The organism is Pseudarthrobacter ribosi (assembly GCF_055412865.1).
In genome coordinates this window covers 84,797-103,672 of sequence record NZ_JBVAYZ010000014.1, presented here as the reverse complement: position 1 = coordinate 103,672, position 18,876 = coordinate 84,797, and the positions used below count along the sequence as shown (strand labels likewise).

Genomic DNA, 18,876 nt, shown 5'->3' with positions numbered 1-18,876 from the left:
TGGTACTGCACCCGGGAGGGTGTGGGAGAGTAGGTCACCGCCGGAACATCATTAAACGGTCGAGAGCCCCAACCACACGGTCGGGGCTCTCCCGCATTTAACGGGGAATCAAGGTGGAGCATGTTCTCCACCCACCGCCGCAGCCACCGGCACGCAACCCCCGCCGGGCCGGCCCTTGGTGCATGATCCAGGTTCCCAAGTACCCGTGCCTGCGCGGCTGGAGCCCAGCGGCGTCAGAGAGGCCGGTGGGGCCCCGCAGCGCGGGAGGCCGCCGTCGTCCGGCTGCAAGGGGTCCGGGAGCGTCGCCCGCGATCATGCAGGATCTGCGGGAGCATCAGGGCGGACCCTGCCCCAGCTGAGGGCGCGTCCGCTGTTGGCGAAATATGGCCCCGAAAGGCGTCGATTCCCGGGTTTTTCCTCGAAAAAGGCCGAAAACACGCGGAATTTGCCACCTCGGCGGCGGCAAGCTGGTAAGTTTTCGGACAGTGGCTTGTACGCATGCCGTGTGCAGGCTCCAGAAATCATGACAGTCCAGGAGGACATAAATGGCTAAGAACCGTAGTGAACTTGTTGCAGAGGTAGCAGGCAAGGCCGGCACCAGCCAGGCAGCCGTCAACTCCGTGCTGGATGCACTGTTCGAGGTCTTCGAGACCTCTGTCGCCGCGGGCGAAAAGATCACCATCCCGGGCTGGCTCGCAGTTGAGCGCACCGACCGTGCAGCTCGCACCGGCCGCAACCCGCAGACGGGCGAGACCATCCAGATCGCCGCAGGCCACAGCGTCAAGCTGACTGCCGGCTCGAAGCTGAAGGCCGCGGTCTCCAAGAAGAAGTAGTCTTCTGTGAACGCTTGAAAGGAGCGGCGGCCCTCTGGGCCGCCGCTCCTTTTTCGTTAAGCGCCGTGCCCGGGCAGATGGCGGGCAGCGCTCGATTCGGCGGGCAGGCGGGCGTAGCGGACAATGGAACTGTGCCTTCCGCAGCAAATCCCCGTGCCACCACCGCCGCTCCCATCCCGACCGGGGGAGGGCGGGGCGCCGTTGCGGGTTCCGGCAAAGTCTCCCGGGCCTGGCTGTTCGCCGGCCTTGCGGCGCTGTTCTTGGGACTCGTTGCCGCGCTGGTGTTCTCCGGCGCCGCAGCCGCCCGCGAGGTCTCCGACCCGGGCGCCCTGGTCCGCTGGGGCCTGCCGGTCAGCAAAGCCGTGCATAACATTGCGCTGGCCACCGTGATCGGCGGCTTGCTCTTCGCCGTCGGAATCCTGCCCCGCTCCCACGCCGGCTCCCGGTCCAAAGACAACGACGCCCCGGAACATCCGGCCTTCACCCGGACGCTGGCGGTCGCCGCCGCCGCCGGGGCCGTCTGGACGCTGTCGGCGATTGCGGTGCTGGTGCTGAGCTACTCGGACATCGCCGGACAGGCGATCTCCGGGGATCCGGAATTCACCCGCTCCCTGGTCTATTTCATGACCGACCTCGAGACCGGGCGCGCTTGGCTGGCCGTTGTTGTCATCGCCGCCGTGGTCACGACGGCCCTCTTTGGGGTCCGCTCCCGGGGGGCCCTGGCGGCAACCCTGATGCTGTCCCTCATCGGGCTCGTCCCGTCGGCGCTGATCGGGCACTCCGCCAGCTCCGCTGACCACGAAGGCGCCATCAACTCGCTCGGCCTGCACCTGGTCGGGGTATCGGCCTGGGTCGGCGGCATCATCACGCTGGCCCTGCTCTCCGGCACCCTAGGAGGCGCCGCGTCCGGCGCGAAGTCCGGCAGCCGCCCTGATATCACCGAGCCGACGTTCCGGCGCTTCTCCGACCTGGCCGGCTTCGCCTTCGTCCTCGTCTTCGCCTCCGGCGTGATCAACTCCAGCATCCGCCTCACTTCCTGGAACGACCTCTTCGGCTCGGCCTACGGGCAGCTGATCCTTGCCAAGGCAGCGGCGACCCTCGTCCTTGGCGGCATCGGCCTGATGCACCGGAGCTGGGTCATCCCCCAGCTGGGCAGCCAGGTCGGGGGGCTGTCCGCCCGCCGCGTGCTCTGGCAGCTCGTCGTGGCGGAGCTGCTGATCATGGGGGCGACGTCGGGCATCGCCGTCGCGCTCGGCCGCTCGGCGCCGCCGCAGGGCGAGGCCCTGGCGCCGAATGCCTCACCGGCCTTTATCGTCTCGGGCTACGAACTTCCTCCGGAGCTCACCCCGGAACGCTGGCTGACCGAATGGCGCCTCGACTGGCTCTGGGTCGCCGTCGCGGTCTTTGGCCTGGTGGCCTATATCCTCGGCCTGCGGAAGGTGCTCCGGCGCGGTGACTCCTGGTCGTGGTTCCGGACCGTCAACTGGGTGATCGGGCTCGGGGTGCTTACGTATGTGACTTCCGGTCCGCCGGCGGTCTACGGCCGGGTGCTGTTCTCGGCGCACATGGTGGACCACATGGCTCTGACCATGGTGGCCCCCATTTTCCTGGTTCTTGGCGCCCCCGTGACGCTGGCCCTGCGTGCGCTCACGGCGCGCCGCGACAGTTCCCGCGGCCCGCGCGAATGGCTGCTGATCGTCATCCACTCGAAGTTCTCCCAGCTGGTGACGCACCCGCTGTTCGCCGCCGCCAACTTCGCCGGCTCGATCGTGCTGTTCTACTATTCGGACGCGTTCGGCTACGCCATGCGTGACCACATCGGCCACGAGCTGATGAACCTGCACTTCGCCCTCACCGGCTACATCTTCGTGCTCACCATGATCGGCACCGACCCGCTGCCCCGGCGCGCGCCCTACCCCATGCGGCTGATGCTCCTGCTGGCCACCATGGGCTTCCATGCCTTCTTCGGCGTCGCGATCATGGGTGGCACCGGGCTGCTGGCCGCAGACTACTTCGGCAACCTCGGCCGCACCTGGGGCCCGTCAGCGCTGCTGGACCAGCAGCTGGGAGGCGCCGTGGCCTGGGGCATCGGCGAAGTGCCCACGCTGCTGGTGGCGATCGGCGTCGCCGTCCAGTGGTCCCGTTCCGACGCGCGCGAGTCCAAGCGCACCGACCGGGCGGCGGACAGGAATAACGACGCCGATCTCACTGCTTACAACGATATGTTTGCCAAGCTGGCCGAGCGCGATGCCCGGCTGGCCGAACGCAACTCAAAGCTGGAAGGACGCTCATGACCGAAACCGTACGCACCCACCTCCGGGTCCGGGCCTCCGAGCTGGTGGGCCGCAACTGGCTCAACACCGGCGGGAAATCCCTGGACCTGGAATCCCTGCGCGGCAAGATCGTGCTGCTCGACTTCTGGACGTTCTGCTGCATCAACTGCCTGCACGTGCTGGACGAACTCCGCCCGCTCGAGCAGCAGTACTCAGACGTCCTGGTGACGGTCGGTGTGCACTCCCCGAAGTTCGAGCACGAGGCTGATCCGGTGGCCCTGGCCGCCGCCGTCGAACGCTACGAGATCCGCCACCCGGTCCTGGACGATCCTGAGCTGGACACGTGGAAGGCCTACACGGCGCGGGCCTGGCCCACGCTGGTCGTCATCGACCCCGAGGGCTACATCGTGGCGCACCTCTCCGGCGAAGGCCATGCCGATGGCCTCGCCGTGCTCATCCCGGAATTGATCGCCGAGCACGAGGCCAAGGGCACGCTGCACCGCGGCGACGGGCCGTATGTGGCGCCGGAGCCGACGTCGGGCACCCTGCGGTTCCCCGGCAAGGCCCTGTTCCTCCCCGACGGCCGCGGCGTTGGAAGCTCATCAGCGGCGGGTTCCTGGCTGGTCACCGACACCGGGCACCACCGCCTCGTGGAGCTCTCCACCGACTTCCAGACCGTGCTGGCCACGTACGGCTCCGGCGAGAAGGGCCATGCCGACGGCAACGCCGCCACGGCCCGCTTCAACGAACCCCAGGGCCTGGTCCTGCTCCCGGAGGACGTCGCCGCCGAGACCGGCTACGACGTCGTGATTGCCGACTCCGTGAACCACCGCCTGCGCGGACTGTCCCTCGCGGACGGGACCGCCAGGACCTTGGCCGGCAACGGCGTGCAGCGGCTCCTCGAGACGGGACCGGCCCGGGTGGACGAGGAAGGCGCCGCCTACGGTGCCCGGCTGGAACCGGATCCGCTGCAGGTCTCCCTCAGCTCGCCCTGGGACGTGGTCTGGTCCACCAAACTGCATGCCGTCGTCGTCGCCATGGCCGGCGTGCACCAGGTCTTCAGCTTCGACCCGCGCTCGGGCGCCGTGTCCATCATCGCCGGCAACGGCCTCGAAGGCCTGCTCGACGGCCCGGCCGAGGAAGCCTGGTTCGCCCAGTCCTCCGGCCTCGCCGAGGACGCCGACGGCAACATCTGGGTGGCGGACTCCGAAACCTCGGCGCTACGCAAGCTCGTGATCGGCGACGGCGGTGCCATCGCCGTTGAGTCCGCCGTCGGCAAGGGCCTGTTCGACTTCGGCTTCCGCGACGGGAAGGCCTCCGAAGCCCGGCTGCAGCACCCGCTGGGCGTCACCGTGCTGCCGGATGGCTCGGTCGCGATCGCGGACACCTACAACGGTGCCGTCCGCCGCTACGATCCCGTCTCGGGCACGGTCTCCACCCTGGCGCGCGGGCTGTCCGAACCCTCCGACGTGATTGTGGACCACACCCAGGTCGCCGGCGCCGAGCCGCTGCTGGTGGTGGTGGAGGCGAACAAGCACCAGCTCGTCTACGTGCCGATCCCCAAGGAAGCGCAGCAGGTGGATGAAGGCGCGGCCCAGACCCACCGGCCCAAGACCCCCGTGGCCCCCGGGCTGCTTGAGCTGTCGGTCCGCTTCACCGCACCCACCGGCCAGAAACTGGACGACCGCTGGGGCGACCCGACCCAGCTGAAGATCTCCTCCACCCCGCCGGAACTGCTGCTGGCCGGCGGCGGAACTTCGGTGGGACTGGTCCGCACCCTGAAACTTTCCGCCGACGTGCCGGAGGGCGTGCTGCACATCACCGCCCGCGCCGCTGCCTGCGACGGCCCGGAGGACGCGGACGGCGAGATCCCCGACCACGCGGCGTGCCACCTGTACCAGCAGGACTGGGGCATCCCCGTGCTGCTGCAGGCCGACGGCGACACCGAGCTGGTGCTGGACCTGCGCGGCATGGACTGACCGCCGCCGAAATGGGCCCGGCTTAGGCTGCTGTTCGTGACTCGGCGTCACGGACAGCAGCTTTTTGGCTTAAACCGGGCACCGGATCCGCGGAATCCCGGAGTTTCACGGTGCTGGCGGCCGCAAAACGCTGCGCCGGGTGACGTGAAGATCTCCACATAGCGGGTCAACGGGCTCCCGGCACGGTGGGGGCCGGCGTAACGATTGCCCCATGGATGTCTTCAGGGCCTTGGCCGTCTGCGGGGGAGCGGCCCGGCGGCCTGCCCTGGCCCGCTTGGGGATCGACGACGCCGCCCTGCGGCGGGCGGTGAGGGCCGGCGTTCTGCAGCCGGTCCGGGGTCTCTATGCGCTCCCGACGGCGGCCCCGGACCATGTGGCGCTGTTGCAGCACCGGCAGCTCCTCACGTGCAGCAGCGCGGTGCCCTTCTACGGGCTCTGGTGTGTGAACTCCGCCGGTCCGCTCCATGTGCATCACAGGCGCGGTGAAGCCTTCGAGGGGCAGACCGGGCACTACGGACTGCTCCTCGAGCCGCACCCCTGTCGGCCGGTTGCTGCCCTCGGTGACGTGCTCATCCACGCGCTGAGGTGCCTGCCGTTCGCTGAAGCCCTGGTCATGGTGGAGTGCGCGGTGGGCCGGGGCGATATGACAGTCGGGTTCCTGCGGGACCGACTCCCCGGGAAGCGCAACGGCCGCGCCCGCCAGGTCCTCACCTGGGTGGACCGCGGAGCCGAATCCCTGCTGGAGACCCTCGCCAGGACGTATTTCCGCCAGGCCGGCATCAGGGTGGAAACGCAGGTCTACATTGACGGTGTCGGATATGTGGATCTCCTGCTGGAGGGCACACTGATTGTGGAGCTGGATGGGCGCCATCACGGTGGGTGGGTCCAGATCAAGAAAGACCATCGGCGCGATAACGTGTCCACGGTTCGGGGCTACTCCGTGCTCCGCTACTACTACGAGGACGTTGTGTACAACCCCGCGCGGATGCTGGCCGAGGTCCTGGCAGTCCTCGGCCGGGCGCCCGGGCCGGTGAAGGCGTCACGGCAGGGAGGTTCTTGGCCGCTTGGAACAACGGATTTCCCGGAATGACGGGGTGCGGTGCGGCCGTCGGGGTCAAAAGACCGCCCGGCGTGACGACAGTGCTGCCGCCACTGCCGCCGCTGGGGCCTGCGCGGACTAGTAGGTCAGGAGCGGGGTGACCTTGACGGTGTCAGCGTCAATGTCCAGGCGCACGGTGAAGCTGAAATCGTGGACGGTGTTCAGGTATGTCACAGCGCCGGTGAACAGATCCACCTGCTGGGCCTCGATCCGCGCTTTGCCGTTCAGGGGCGCCACCACCCAGCGTCCGCCGAAGGGTTCGATGCTGACCTTGGGGTAATCGGTGATGCTCCAGTCGATGGTGCCGTCCATGACCCGGTTGTTGGTGGTGTGGTAAAAAGGGCAGTCCGGCTGGAGCTGCTGCTGCTTGTCGGCGGTGTCGGCGCAGGTGTCCAGGAACTCGTTCACTTTGCCGCCCACCGCTTCTTTCAGCCCGTCGGTGGCTTCCGTCATCAGGTTCAGCGGTGCCACGGGGACGCCCCGCCCGGACACGGTGGCTTTGGTGGGTGGGGCGGAGAAGTATTGACCGGCCAGGGAGGCCTCGTACTCGCCGGGGTAGAAGACGGCGAAGGTGTTGCGGCCGTTGGGCATGTTCACCGGGACCCCGTTGAGGGTGGCCTCGCTGGCGTTGACCACCGTGACGTCCAGGACCGGGAGGGCGGCGGGGACAAGGGCCCATTTGTGGAAGAACAGCCATTCGGTGCCGGACCTCTCCAACAGGAACTCGGTCCGCAGCTCGCTGCCGTCAATCGTGTACTCGATCGGCACCATCACTTGGTTGTTGCCGCGGTCCTCGGCGTCGCCGTACCTGATGCCGCTGATCCGTGCGGTGGCGGTCTGCAGCGCCGTGCCGTCCAGCATGGCGGCGTTGCTCTGGGGAACGGAAGCGCTCAGCAGGCCAAGGGCTTTCTCGCCTTCGCCCTTCTGCAGGGCATCGAGATATTCACGGACAGGCTGCTGCGGGCTCGCAATGGAGTTGTTCACGACGTTGATCGCAACGATGCCTCCGGCCACGGCAAGCATCAGGACCAGCAGCCATGCGGCTGCGATCCTGACCAACGCCTGACTCATTTGCACTCACCTTACGATACCTGCACCCCAGAGGAATCCTCTTGTCACGCGGGCTCCATGTGACAAGGCCCGCCTAGCGGCGGCGCTTGGAGGCGGTGCCGAAGACGCCGCGCAGCAGTTCGCGGCCGAGCTGCGTCCCGAGCGAGCGGGCCATGCTCTTGAGCCCGCCGCCGAGGGCGCCGCCCAGCACCCCGGCAAGGTCTCCGGCCATGCCGCCGTCGTCCGCCGGCTGCCGTTGCGGCGGCTGCCTGGGTGACCGCCGGGGCTCCTGCCGGGCCTCCCGGCTCGGCTCCTGACGGTCAGGTGCCGCAGCGGGCCGGCTGCTGGGGCGGCCCAGGATTTCCTCCTCGATCCGGCGTGCCTCGGCGTCGACGTCGGAGCTGCCGCCGCCGTTGCCGGGGGCCGGGACCGTCGCAGCGGTGTCCGCCGTGGCCTTCCCGGAGATCTTCTCGTAGGCGGAGACGTTGTCGACGGCGGTGCCGTACTTGGGAAGCAGCGCCGAGCCGGCCACGGTGCTGGAGATCAGGGCGTCGGCGCTGGGGCCCATGACGGATTCCGGCGCGCGCAGGCGGGTGAGTGCCACCGGCGTCGGGGCGCCCTTCTCGTTCATGACGGTGATGACGGCCTCGCCGATCCCGGCGGAGGTGAGGGTTTCCTCAAGGTCGTAGTCGCTTATCGGGAACGTGGAGACGGTGGCTTTGAGCGCCTTGGCGTCCTCCGGCGTGTAGGCGCGGAGGGCGTGCTGCACGCGGTTGGCGAGCTGCCCCAGGATTTCTGCGGGGACATCCTTGGGGGTCTGGGTGACGAAGAAGATGCCGACGCCCTTGGACCGGATCAGCCGCACGGTGGTGGTGATGGCATCCAGGAACGCCTTCGAGGCGCCGTTGAACAGCAGGTGGGCCTCGTCCAGGAAAAACACCAGTTTGGGCTTGTCCAGGTCGCCGGCCTCGGGCAGGTCCTCGAACAGGTCGGCCAGCAGCCACATCAGGAAGGTGGAGAACAGCATCGGCTTGGTCTGCAGGGTGGGCAGCTCCAGGCAGGTGATGACGCCGCGTCCGTCCGGGGCGGTGCGCATCAGTTCGGCGGTGTCGAACTCGGGTTCGCCGAAGAACTTCTCCATGCCCTGCGCCTCGAGGGTGATGAGTTCCCGGAGGATCACACCGGCGGTCGACTTGGACAGTCCGCCGAGTTCCGCGAGCTCGTCCTTGCCTTCGGCGGAGGTGAGGAACTGGATGACGGCGCGCAGGTCCTTCAGGTCGATCAGTTCGAGGTTGTTCTTGTCCGCGAAATGGAAGACCAGCTGCAGGCTCGATTCCTGCGTGTCGTTGAGCTCCATGATGCGGGAGAGCAGGATGGGGCCGAAGGACGTGATGGTGGCGCGGACCGGGATGCCGTTGCCGTCGCCGCCCAGGGCCAGGAATTCCACCGGGAACGTCTTGCCGGACCAGGGCTGGCCGATCCCGGCCGTGCGGGCCATCAGTTTTTCGCTGCCCGTGGCGGCCGTGGCGAGCCCGGACAGATCGCCTTTGATATCCGCCAGAAACACCGGGACGCCGGCGGTGGAGAGCTGTTCGGCCATCATGTGCAGCGTGACGGTCTTGCCCGTGCCGGTTGCCCCGGCCACCAGCCCGTGGCGGTTCATCATGGACAGCGGCAGCCGGACGGGGGCTTCCTTGTGGACTTCGCCGTCGATGATCGCGGCGCCCAGCTCGATCGTGGGGCCCTCGAGGGTGTAACCCTTCTGGAGGGTGGCAACTTTGTCTGCAGTGGATTTGATGGCCATGCGGACAGCTTAGCCGGGTCCGGCAATCCGGACCCGGCTCCGGCAGATGTTGCGGCGGCGCTACCCGGCGGGGGCCTTGAGGACTTCCGGCGCCACGTCCTCGCTGGACTGCGGGTTAGCGTGCGGCTTCGAGCTCGGCGTACGTGGCGTCATCCAGCACGACGCCGGCAGCGGCCAGGTTCTCTTCGAGGTGCTGGATCGAGCCGGTGCCGGGAATAGGCATCATGACGGGGGAGCGGCGCAGCAGCCAGGCCAGGGCCACCTGGGACGTGGTGGCGCCGAGCCGTTGGGCGGCGGCATCCAGCGGGCCGCCGGGCTGGGCCAGCTCCCCGGCGGAGATCGGCGCCCAGGGGATGAAGCCGATCCCGTTCTCCTCGGCGTAGTTGAGCACGTCCTCGGAGCTGCGGTCGGTCAGGTTGTAGCGGTTCTGCACGGTCGAGACGGTGAAGTACTTCCCGGCCTCCTCGAGTTCGGCGACGCTGACCTGGGACAAACCCAGGGCCTTCACCTTGCCCTCCTTCTGCAGGTCACGAAGCACGGTGAACTGCTCCTCCGGATCCACTTTGGGGTCGATCCGGTGCAGCTGCAGCAGGTCGAGCGAATCGACCCTGAGCTTGCGCAGGCTCAGCTCGGTCTGCTGGCGGAGGTATTCGGCGCGGCCCAGCGGCACCCATTCGTGCGGGCCGGTGCGCGTGAAGCCGACCTTGGTGGCGATCCGCAGACCGTCCCTGTAGGGGTGCAGGGCCTCGGCCAGGATCTCCTCGCTGATGTTCGGCCCGTAGGAATCGGCGGTGTCAATGAAGTCAACGCCGAGTTCGACGGCGCGGCGGACGACGGCGATGGCGGCCCTGCGGTCCGCCGGCTCGCCCCAGACGCCGTCCCCGACTATGCGCATGGCGCCGAAGCCCAAACGGTGGACGGTGCCCAGGTCCTTGAGGCCGATCGTGGCGGACAGGTCCGGATGCTGTGAATTGTCATGGCTCATAGCGGCGGCAACCCCCTCAGCCTGCTGAGTATTCCAACCGGGCGACCCGCGGGGCGGGGTTCCCGGCCGGGGCAGGGACCGGAAGTAAACTGGGGCATGGCTAGCCGGGAATTGAGAAAAGTTGTTTCCGCCGCCATCACGCTTGGCCTGCTCCTGCTGGGCGGAGTGCCGGCCTCGGCGGCCCCGCCCCGGAACGCCGAGCCGGTCGGCATCGACGTTTCCTGGCCGCAGTGCGGCAAGACCCTCCCCAAAGAGCCGGCGTTCGCTATCGTCGGGGTGAACAACGGCCTGGCCAACACCACCAACCCGTGCCTGGCGACCCAGCTCGCCTGGGCAAACACCGCCCCCTCCCCGGCACGCACCGCCCAGCCTCGGGTGGCACTGTACGTCAACACGGCCAACCCCGGCCTGCAGGGTTCGTGGTGGCCCAGTTCCAACCACTACGGCGGCGTTCGCGTGGCCAACCCCTACGGTGAGTGCGGCAGCGGGGCGGAGGACTTCCGGGCCTGCTCCTACATGTACGGCTATGCGAAGGCCTACGACGACGCCACGATCCGCGGGATCGACAACCCGGCGAAGTACCTGTGGTGGCTGGACGTGGAGACCGAAAACAGCTGGCAACCGGACAAAACCGCCAACGTCGCGGTCCTGGAAGGCATGACCGCCTACTTCACCAGCATCAACGCCAAAGTCGGCCTGTACTCCACCGGCTACCAGTGGAACCAGATTGCCGGCACGGTCGCGGCCAGCAGCCCGCTTGCCGGATTGCCCAGCTGGCTGGCGGGCGCACGGTCGCTCACGGGCGCCAAATCCAACTGCTCTTCGCCGCCGCTCACCCCCGGCAGCCGCGTCGCCCTGACGCAGTACGTCTCCGGCGGGCTGGACTACAACTACTCCTGCCCCTGAGCCGTCACCGGCTGCCAAATGGGCAGCGCCACAGCTGAGGCAGAAATAACCCGGGGCCCGGCGTCGTTGTCAACAGTGTGCCCGAGCCGGGATCCGGCGCGGCACCTGAGACTTCCCCGCTACGAAAGGCCGGCTTTTCCGTGACTGTTCCGCTTTCCATCCTTGACCTGGCAACCATCGGCAAGGGCCAGACGGCGGCAGAGAGCCTCGCGGGGAGCGTCGCCATGGCGCAGCTGGCTGAGCAGCTGGGGTACCGGCGGGTCTGGTACGCCGAGCACCACAACATGTCGGCCATCGCCTCCTCGGCCACGAGTGTGCTGATCGCCCATGTCGCCGCGCAGACCGAGAGCATCCGCCTCGGCGCCGGCGGCGTGATGCTGCCCAACCACTCACCGCTGACCATCGCCGAGCAGTTCGGCACCCTCGAAACCCTGCACCCGGGACGGATCGACCTGGGGCTGGGCCGTGCGCCCGGAAGCGACCAGAACACGCTGCGGGCCCTGCGCCGCGACCCGATGTCCTCGGACAGCTTCCCGCAGGACGTGCTGGAACTCCAGGGCTACCTGACCGGCCCCACCCGCATCCAGGGCGTGGAGGCCACCCCCGGCAAGGGCACCGACGTGCCGCTGTACATCCTGGGATCCTCGCTGTTCGGCGCCCGGCTCGCCGCGCAGCTGGGCCTGCCGTACGCCTTCGCCTCGCACTTCGCGCCGAACGCGCTGCAGGACGCCGTCGAGATCTACCGCCGCGACTTTCAGCCGTCCGCACAGCTGGACGCCCCGCACGTGATCGCCGGCGTCAACGTGATTGCGGCGGATTCCGCGGCCGAGGCGCAGCAGATGTTCCAGGCCACCAAGCGCGCCCGCGTCTCGCTGTTCTTCGGCAACGGCCGCGAGTTCAGCGACGACGAGGCGGACATGATCCTGGACTCGCCGCAGGGCCAGCACGTGGCCCAGATGATGAAGTATTCCGCTGTGGACACCCCTGACGCCGTACTGGAATACCTGGACGAATTCGCCGCCCACGCCGACGCCGACGAGCTCATCGTCGCGCACCAGAGCACCGGCACCGAGGCCCGGCTGCGCTCCGTGCAGCTGCTGGCCGACGTCGCCGGTCTGGTCAGGGTCTAGGCGCCCGGTCCGGGTTCCGCCCCGCCGTCACGCACGGCAGGCTTACGGGAGGTACGACGCCGTCCTGCCGCGGATTGGCGCTGAAAGCAGGCTTCCCCGACGCCAATAAGCTGCGCTGCGTGACGCCGCGGGCTGAGGACCACCTCGACGCCATGCGTACTGCGGGCGGAAAACGGCACCTCGCCGGGGCTCCCGGCGGTTGCGGATGTTACACAGCTGCAACCGCCGGGACACCCAAGGGAAATCAGGCCGGGAGGATACTGGGAGTACGTCCTTCACGGACGGTCTCACGCAGGCATTGGGGACTACTCGAAGGACTCCGCGCATGCCCACTCCACTCAACCAGTCCCTGGCCGACTCTGCCCTCCTGACGAAATCCCTGCCGCTGGGCCTGCTCCGCGCCTTTGTGCAGACCAACGCCGCCGACGACGGGCTGACGCCGCAACTGCTGGCCGAACTCAAGATCCTGGCCCGCACGCCCGGGCTGCTCGTGGCCTGCAACTACGGCGGAACCCTGTGCGCCGCGGAAGGCATCTCCACCGAGACCCTGCCGCTGGGCAGCGCCGCGATTGCGCTCCGCGCGCTGGCCGCCCTCCCGAACACCCACGCGGCCGTCATCTCCGGGCGTTCCCTGCGCGACCTGGCCGCCGTCTCACGGCTCCCCGCCGAGGTGCACCTGGTCGGCTCGCACGGCGCCGAGTTCGACATGGGCTACGCCCACGGACTGTCCCTGGCCACCGAATCCCTGCTGCAGCAGGCCAGCCAGGCACTCGCCGAAACGGTGGGTGCCTACCGCGGCATCACCATCGAGCGGAAACCCGTGGCCGTGTCCGTGCACACCCGCCCGGCCGCCCCCGACGTCGTCGCGCTGGCCACCGAGCAGGCGGAGGCGATCGCCCGGGCGCACGGGTTGTCCTTTATCGTGGACGGCTCGGTCCTGGACCTGTCCGTGGTGGAGCCGGCCAAGGCCGCCGCCCTGGAACACCTGCGCTCCATGCTTGGCGTCAGCGCCGCCCTGTACGCGGGGGACGCCGCCAGCGATGAGCTGGCGATGGCGACCCTGCGGGGGCCGGACATGGCCCTGCGGGTGGGCGAGGGCCCCACGCTCGCCGCACACCGGCTGCGGGACCCGGAGTCCTTCGCCCGGGTCCTGGCCATCCTCTTTGAACTGCGGCGGGCCTGGCTGTTCGGGGAGGACGCCGTCGGCCTGGAGCGGCATTCGATGATCGGCAACGGCTCCTCCACGGCGCTCATCACCCCGGATGCCAGGATCTGCTGGATGAGCCACCCGCTGCCGGACTCGGGGTCCCTCTTTGCCCATCTCCTCGGCGGCGACGCGGCCGGCCACTTTTCGGTGGAACCGGTGAAGGCCTCGCAGGTCCTGGGCCAGCGGTATGTGGACAGCACCATGATCGTGGAAACCCGCTGGGCCGACGTCACCGTCACGGACTACCTGGAACCGGCGCCGGAGGGCGTGACCAGCCTGGTCCGGGTGCTCTCGGGCACGGGGACGGCGCGGATTGTCTTTGCGCCCCGCCCGGACTACGCGAACGCGCCCTTCATTATGGAGGCCCGCGGTGAGGAGCTGCACGTGGTGGGGACCGCGGACCCGATCATCCTGCGCGCGCCCGGCGTCAGCTTCACCGTTACCTCGGACGGCCGCCACGGCACCGCGACGGCCGACGTCGAGCTGCGGCACGGCCCGGTGGTGTTGAACCTGCGCTGCGGCGACACGGAACCCCAGCGCGCGGAACCGCCGGAGGAGAACTCGCGCCGGGCCGCCGTCGCGCACCATTCCCGGCGCTGGGTGCAGGCGCTGCAGCTGCCCGCTGTGAAACCCTCGCTGGTCCGCCGGTCCGCCCTAGTGCTGCGCGCCCTGGTCCACGAGCCCACCGGCGCCGTGCTGGCCGCGCCGACCACGTCGCTGCCGGAGGGGATCGGCGGCACCCGGAACTGGGACTACCGGTACTGCTGGCTGCGGGACGGCTCCATGACGGTCAACGCGCTGGTGGACCTCGGCTCGACGTCGGAGGCGGAAGGGTTCCTGGCCTGGCTGGGGCGGATCCTGGCCCACGCACCCGGACCGGAGTGGCTGCACCCGCTGTATTCCGTCACCGGGGCGCCGCTGTCCACCGAAGCCATCATCGAGAGCCTCCCCGGATACGCGGGCTCCCGGCCGGTCCGGATCGGCAACGCGGCGGACCACCAGGTGCAGCTGGACGTGTTCGGCCCGATCGCCGAGCTGATCGACGCCGTGAGCGCGCGGCAGGGGGCGCTGAACGATGCGCACTGGGAGCTGATGGTCCAGATGGCCTCGGCCGTCCTGGCCCGCTGGCACGAGGCGGACCACGGGATCTGGGAAGCCCGGCGGGCACCCCGGCACCATATCTACACCAAGGTGATGTGCTGGGTGGCGCTGGACCGGGCGCTGCGCACCGCAGCTCGGCACGGCCGGACGCCGCTTCCGGCGTGGGAGCCGACGGCGGCTCTCATCCGGGAGGAGGTCCTGCGCGAGGGCTGGGATGAGAGTACAGCGTCCTACACCGTGGCCTACGACAGCCCGGACCTGGACGCCGCGGTGCTGCACATCGGGCTCTCCGGGCTCCTGGATGTCTCCGACCAGCGATTCCTGGACACCGTCACGGCGGTGGAACGGGAACTGCGCGTGGGGCCCACCGTGTTCCGCTACCGGTACGACGACGGCCTGCCGGGCCTGGAGGGCGGCTTCCACATCTGCACCACGTGGCTGATCGAGGCCTACGTTGCGGTGGGGCGGATCGAGGAGGCGTGGGACCTGTTCGACCAGCTGGTCAACCTTTTCGGGCCCACCGGCCTGCTGCCGGAGGAGTACGACCCGGGCACTGAAACGCACCTGGGGAACCACCCGCAGGCGTACTCGCATCTGGGGTTCATCCGCTGCGCGCGGCTGCTGGACGCACTGCCGAAGAACTAAGCGCGTCCCGGGACTGAATCAGCGGGCCCGCTTTTCGCAGGCGTCCCGCTATTCGCAGGCGACGCCGTCGCGGTCGCCGTCCATCTGCTCGCGGTAGCCCGGCTGGCCGGCCCGCAGCGGCGCGGCGCCGGCGGCACGGGCGGCAGCGCAGTTCGCGTAGTACACGGCCGTCGGGGCGGCCGGGGCGGGTGCGGCACCTGCCGGGGGCGCCGGCTGGGGTTCGGCCGGTGCCGGTGCTGCCTGCCCGGCCGGGATGGCCGCGTCCCGGCAATCGCCCAGGACCCGCTCCATCGCGTCGTGTTCCGCCCGGGTGACCCACAGACCGTAGTTGGACTTGACCGAGATCTGGCGGGCGACATACTCGCAGCGGTAGGACTTGTTCGGCGGCAGCCAGGTGGCGGCGTCGCCGTCGCTCTTCTGCTGGTTGGCGGGGCCGTCCACCGCGAGCAGGTTCAGCGGATCGTTGGCAAAGGAGAGCCGCTGGGCCTCGGTGAGCTGCTGGGCGCCCTTCTGCCAGGCATCGCTGAGGGCCACCACATGGTCGATCTGCACGTCGGGGCTGGTGCTGGTGCCGCGGAGGAAGTTGATCAGGGTTGCCGTGTAGGGGTCGTTCAGGATACCGGAGAGGACAACGCAGTCCCGGGTGTCGGGCTTGAGGGCGAGGTCGGTCAGGTCCCGACGGAGCATGTCATTGCGGGTGTCACAGCCGTTGCGGTCGACGTCGGCCCAGGCCTGGCCGAACTGGTCGCGCGAATATCCCGTTTTCGGGGCCCGGCCCTTGACCGGGATCGTGGCCAGCACGTCCTGGGCCTTGCCGGCGGCGGCTGGCTGCTGGGCCGGAGTGCCGTCGCTCGTGCCGGGGGCCGGCGTGCCGCTCTCGGCAGCGGGCACAGGGTTCCCGGCCGGGGCGGTGGAGCTCGCGGCGGGGGCCGGTGCTGCGGCCGGAGCCGTCCCGGGGCCGGCGCAGGCTGTGGCGGAGACCAGCAGCAGTCCTGCCAGCCCGGCGGCGAGCCAGTCGACGGCGCCGGACCTGGCGGTGCTGGATCCCGCCGTGCCGCGTGGTCTCATCCTCTGCAATTCTTCCCCACTTCGTGCCGTTGCCCCAGGTTTCGGCGGAACAGCCCAAGACCGGTCCCAGCCTACCGGCGCCCACGGCAACGCGGGGTCACATCGCGCGCATACCGGGGCCGGGGTCAGCGGCCCCTCGGGCGGGACGCCGAGAAGAGTGCCGGCGCCGGCGCCGCGCCGGTGGCGAGGTCGGCGAGGATCCGCCCGATCACGGGGGTGAATTTGAATCCGTGGCCGGAGAAGCCCGCGCCGATCACGAGCGGTCCGATGCGGTCGAGGATGAAGTTCTCGTCCACGGTGGTGGTGTAGGTGCAGCTGATGTCGGTGAGGGAGTCCGCATCCACTCCGGGCAGCCAGCGCCGCGCGTAGCGTTGCAGCGCAGCCATTTGCGCGGGTTCCGGAGTGAACGACCTCCGGTCCGGGTCCACGACGGGCCCCACGCCGTGCCAGCCGGCCTTGACCCCCTCGCCGGGTGTGGGCATGCCGTAGACCGGCGAGTACCAGTCGGCGAACTCCGCGCCCTGGCCCGGGACATGGTTGAACCCGGGCCACAGCGCAGCCTCGTCCGCGATAGCGAAGTGCGCCGGCTGTTCCTGGGTCACGGTGAGGCGGGGCAGGGACGCCTGCGTGCCGAGCAGTTTCGCGGTCCAGGCGCCGGCGGTGACCACGGCCTGCCGGGCGGTCAGTATTTCCGTGCGGCCGCCGGCGTCGACCGTGAGCCGGGCGCAGTCGGCCTCCACGGCGAGCTTCAGCACCTTGACGCGGTGCCGGATGTCGGCTCCGCGGCCCGCGGCGAGGCGCTGCAGGACCGGCAGTGCCGCATCGGGATTCAGTTGCCCGCCGTCGGGCATGTGCAGCACCTGCTGGTCGAACCGGATGCCGCGCCAGCGTTCGGCGGCTTCGGCGGCACTCAGGAATTCGGCCCGCAGCCCGGCCCCGCGGAGGGCGGTCCGCACCTCGCCCAGCCGCGGATCGGTGCCGTGGTTCACGACGCCGGTGCGCGCCAGCAGGCGCTCGCCGCCGTCGGCCTCGAGCTCGTCCCACAGCCGGACGGCCTCGGCGAGCATCGCCACGTAGTCCGGGTCCGCATAGCCGGGGTTGAGGTTCCGGGTGGCGCCGTGCGACGCGCCGTTGCGGTGTCCGGGGCCGAACTGCTCCAGCAGGGTGACGGCCCGGCCGCGGCTGGCCAGGGCCCAGGCGGCGGCCGAGCCCATGGCCCCGCCTCCGATGACGACAGTGTCCAGGCTGGTTGTCATGGGTCCTCCGGAGGTAGCTGGTGCGGACAGAAGGGGGCGGCGCCGGGCGTCAGGCGAGCAGCAGCGCGACGCCGATCATGGCCGGCACGGCGACGATGGTCGTGATGAGCACGGTGTCCTTGGCGACCGTGAGCCCGGTCTGGTACCGGCTGGCGGCGACGAAGACGTTCTGCGCCGTGGGCAGGGCCGAGGTGACGACGACCGCGAAGAGTGCCTGGTCCTGCATGCCGAGGGCGAAGCGGGCGAAAACATAGGCCAGCGCCGGGTGGACGATCAGCTTGAAGCCGCTGGCCAGCAGGGTGTCCACGCGCCGGCCCTCCGAGCCCTGCAGCGGCCGGGAGCCGTTGAGGCTCATGCCGAAGGCCAGCAGCATGGCGGGAATCGCGGCACCGCCGATCAAGTGGATAGGCTCCATCACCAACTCCGGGACCTGCCAGCCCGTCCCCGCGACCAGGAGGCCGAGGCCGGAGCCCACGATCATCGGATTCCGCAGGATCATGAGTCCGAACCCCAGCGGCGAGGTCCGGTGGCTGCTGGTGGTGGCGTCGAGGGCGATGAGGAACAGCGGCGTGAAGAAGGCCAGCTGGAAGATCAGCAGCGGGGCCACGTAGCTGGCGTCCCCGAGGACATAAACGGCGATGGGGATGCCCAGGTTGGCGGAGTTGGCCAGCGAGGCGCCCATGGAGGACACCAGGGATTCCGGCACCGAGCGTTTGAGCAGGAAGCGGACAATGATGAAGAACAGCCCCGCGGTCGCGACGGCCCCGAACGCTGTGACCAGGAGCGGCGCGGCGAAAATGTCGTGCAGTTTGGCCTTGCTGAGCGTTTCGAACAGCAGGGCGGGGCTGGCGACGAAAAATGTCAGGGCGCTCAGCACGGAGCGGGCGTTCTCGCCCAGGATCCCGCGCCGGCCGACGAACATGCCCACCAGGATGATGCACCAGACGACAAAGAAACCGGCCAGGACCCCTAGCACGCGGCGGTCCGCGACGTGGAAGGCGGGGAATCGGTGGCAGTCACCCTCCCAGACTAATCAGCTTTATTGGTGCCGGGCGCCTGTTACGGCGCGAGTACGTCCGCGGCTGAGGGGCGTCAGTTGAGTGCTGCGTTATTCAGCGCGTACGGCGGGCGCATGATCCCGGGGGTGTGGCCCTCCGCGGGGTCGTTGCCGATCTGGACAATCTTGTTGTCCTTGTCCACATGGACAACCTTGGGGCTGAAGGCCTTGGCCTCATCCGTGGTCATCTGGGCGTAGGTGATCAGGATGACGATGTCGTTCTCGTGCATGAGGTGCGCGGCAGCGCCGTTAATCCCGATGACGCCGGAACCGCGCTCGCCGGCAATCGTGTAGGTCTCCAGCCGGGCGCCGTTGGTGACGTCAACTATGGACACCAGTTCACCGGGAAGGATGTCGGCCGCTTCCAGCAGATCCAGGTCCACGGTGACCGAACCGACATAGTGGAGGTCCGCGTGCGTGACCGTGGCGCGGTGGATTTTGGACTTGAATATTGTGCGATTCATAACGGCACCAGTCTAGCGC

Annotated in this window: 14 protein-coding genes; 7 read left to right on the top strand and 7 right to left on the bottom strand. The window is 69.1% G+C overall.

Annotation, left to right across the window (positions count from 1 at the left end):
- Nucleotides 1-545: 545 nt before the first annotated feature.
- The 4 genes from ACZYZ5_RS14415 to ACZYZ5_RS14400 all read left to right on the top strand — a co-directional run bounded on the left by ACZYZ5_RS14415 (nucleotide 546) and on the right by ACZYZ5_RS14400 (nucleotide 6,175).
- On the top strand, nucleotides 546-833 hold the full coding sequence (locus tag ACZYZ5_RS14415) for an HU family DNA-binding protein (RefSeq protein ID WP_024367639.1): 288 nt from the start codon (nucleotides 546-548) through the stop codon (nucleotides 831-833).
- Between the two features lie 131 nt (nucleotides 834-964).
- Nucleotides 965-3,127 carry a bifunctional copper resistance protein CopD/cytochrome c oxidase assembly protein gene (locus tag ACZYZ5_RS14410; protein ID WP_463902521.1) on the top strand — a complete coding sequence of 721 codons (2,163 nt, stop codon included), beginning with the start codon at nucleotides 965-967 and terminating at the stop codon, nucleotides 3,125-3,127.
- Nucleotides 3,124-5,085, top strand: coding sequence for an NHL domain-containing thioredoxin family protein (locus ACZYZ5_RS14405; RefSeq protein ID WP_463902519.1), 1,962 nt, complete (start codon nucleotides 3,124-3,126; stop codon nucleotides 5,083-5,085). Before ACZYZ5_RS14410 ends, ACZYZ5_RS14405 begins: the two co-directional genes overlap by 4 nt.
- Nucleotides 5,086-5,296: 211 nt before the next feature.
- Nucleotides 5,297-6,175, top strand: a complete 879-nt coding sequence (locus ACZYZ5_RS14400; protein WP_463902516.1) for a DUF559 domain-containing protein — start codon at nucleotides 5,297-5,299, stop codon at nucleotides 6,173-6,175.
- A gap of 87 nt (nucleotides 6,176-6,262) precedes the next feature.
- Here ACZYZ5_RS14400 and ACZYZ5_RS14395 read toward each other — a convergent pair whose 3' ends face one another.
- The 3 genes from ACZYZ5_RS14395 to ACZYZ5_RS14385 all read right to left on the bottom strand — a co-directional run bounded on the left by ACZYZ5_RS14395 (nucleotide 6,263) and on the right by ACZYZ5_RS14385 (nucleotide 10,023).
- Nucleotides 6,263-7,255 carry a zinc ribbon domain-containing protein gene (locus ACZYZ5_RS14395; RefSeq protein WP_463902514.1) on the bottom strand — a complete coding sequence of 331 codons (993 nt, stop codon included), beginning with the start codon at nucleotides 7,253-7,255 and terminating at the stop codon, nucleotides 6,263-6,265.
- 73 nt (nucleotides 7,256-7,328) lie between these two features.
- Nucleotides 7,329-9,038 carry a helicase HerA-like domain-containing protein gene (locus ACZYZ5_RS14390; RefSeq protein ID WP_463902512.1) on the bottom strand — a complete coding sequence of 570 codons (1,710 nt, stop codon included), beginning with the start codon at nucleotides 9,036-9,038 and terminating at the stop codon, nucleotides 7,329-7,331.
- 115 nt (nucleotides 9,039-9,153) lie between these two features.
- Complete coding sequence (locus ACZYZ5_RS14385; RefSeq protein ID WP_463902510.1) at nucleotides 9,154-10,023, bottom strand: aldo/keto reductase; 870 nt, start codon at nucleotides 10,021-10,023, stop codon at nucleotides 9,154-9,156.
- 96 nt (nucleotides 10,024-10,119) lie between these two features.
- Between ACZYZ5_RS14385 and ACZYZ5_RS14380 the strand changes: the two genes are divergently transcribed.
- From ACZYZ5_RS14380 to ACZYZ5_RS14370, 3 genes are all read left to right on the top strand, one after another.
- Nucleotides 10,120-10,929: a glycoside hydrolase family 25 domain-containing protein gene (locus tag ACZYZ5_RS14380; RefSeq protein WP_463902508.1), complete on the top strand. Its 810-nt coding sequence runs from the start codon at nucleotides 10,120-10,122 to the stop codon at nucleotides 10,927-10,929.
- Between the two features lie 140 nt (nucleotides 10,930-11,069).
- Nucleotides 11,070-12,059, top strand: coding sequence for an LLM class flavin-dependent oxidoreductase (locus tag ACZYZ5_RS14375; protein ID WP_463902506.1), 990 nt, complete (start codon nucleotides 11,070-11,072; stop codon nucleotides 12,057-12,059).
- Between the two features lie 325 nt (nucleotides 12,060-12,384).
- Nucleotides 12,385-15,012, top strand: coding sequence for a trehalase-like domain-containing protein (locus ACZYZ5_RS14370; RefSeq protein WP_463902505.1), 2,628 nt, complete (start codon nucleotides 12,385-12,387; stop codon nucleotides 15,010-15,012).
- Nucleotides 15,013-15,060: 48 nt separating this feature from the next.
- Here ACZYZ5_RS14370 and ACZYZ5_RS14365 read toward each other — a convergent pair whose 3' ends face one another.
- The 4 genes from ACZYZ5_RS14365 to panD form a co-directional block, all read right to left on the bottom strand.
- A complete protein-coding gene (locus tag ACZYZ5_RS14365) occupies nucleotides 15,061-16,080 on the bottom strand; it encodes a GmrSD restriction endonuclease domain-containing protein (protein WP_463902503.1) in 1,020 nt (339 codons plus the stop codon).
- 125 nt (nucleotides 16,081-16,205) lie between these two features.
- Nucleotides 16,206-17,336 carry an FAD-dependent oxidoreductase gene (locus ACZYZ5_RS14360; RefSeq protein ID WP_463902501.1) on the bottom strand — a complete coding sequence of 377 codons (1,131 nt, stop codon included), beginning with the start codon at nucleotides 17,334-17,336 and terminating at the stop codon, nucleotides 16,206-16,208.
- A 49-nt stretch (nucleotides 17,337-17,385) separates the two neighbouring features.
- Nucleotides 17,386-18,312 (bottom strand): AEC family transporter, encoded by a 927-nt coding sequence (locus ACZYZ5_RS14355; RefSeq protein WP_463902499.1) that lies wholly within the window; start codon nucleotides 18,310-18,312, stop codon nucleotides 17,386-17,388.
- A 116-nt stretch (nucleotides 18,313-18,428) separates the two neighbouring features.
- Entirely contained in the window at nucleotides 18,429-18,857 is a 429-nt protein-coding gene (gene panD / locus ACZYZ5_RS14350) for an aspartate 1-decarboxylase (RefSeq protein ID WP_463902497.1), read from the bottom strand.
- Nucleotides 18,858-18,876: the final 19 nt, after the last annotated feature.